Source organism: Microvirga sp. P5_D2 (assembly GCF_054049475.1).
The window spans coordinates 1-615 of record NZ_JBFUMH010000414.1; the positions used below are offsets into that span (position 1 = coordinate 1).

1 pseudogene is annotated in these 615 nt (G+C 65.5%); it reads right to left on the bottom strand.

The window, feature by feature from the left end:
* Positions 1-615: pseudogene (locus ACXJKO_RS32035) on the bottom strand (IS630 family transposase); the annotation flags it as partial.

A 615-nucleotide genomic window follows, 5' to 3' on the forward strand; every position in this document is an offset into this window, starting at 1 on the left:
GCGCTCCGGGCGCCACCGCTTGCGAGATCTCGGCCAGATGCAAGGACATCGCCTCGGTCGTGCAGCGCGGCAGCACCAGGCCAGCGGCTTTGCCCTGCGCCGGGCAGATGGCTCCGAAGATGTAGGTTGACGCGGTACGCAGATCGCGTGGAGCTGATGGGCGGGTGCCGCGCTTGGCCCAGCGGCGGGTGATCTTGTTCTTCTGGCCCACTCGCGCCTCATCGGCAAACCAGATCTCTACCGGCTTACCGTTGGCCTGATCCTTCGCGATTTCCTCCAGACGCGCGGGAAAGCTTTTTTAAAAGCCACCACCGCCGCCTCGCTTTTGGCATGATGGCGCGGGCGGGCCGAGAGCTTGCGGTAGCCAAGCGCCCGCAGTTCGCGGCCCAGCGTCGTCTCGCTCACTGCAATCAGGAACTCGTCCCAGAACCATTGCACCAAGTCCTTCAGCCGCCAGCGCACCACCCCATGGACGGCTGGAATGGGGCCGCTCTCCACCAGGGCCAGCAAGGCCTCCCGATGGTGGGCACTCAGCTTGCAGACATTGCCCGGGGCCTTGCCGTCAACCAAGCCGTCGGGGCCATGGTCGTTGAAGCGTACCACCCAGTCTCGCAC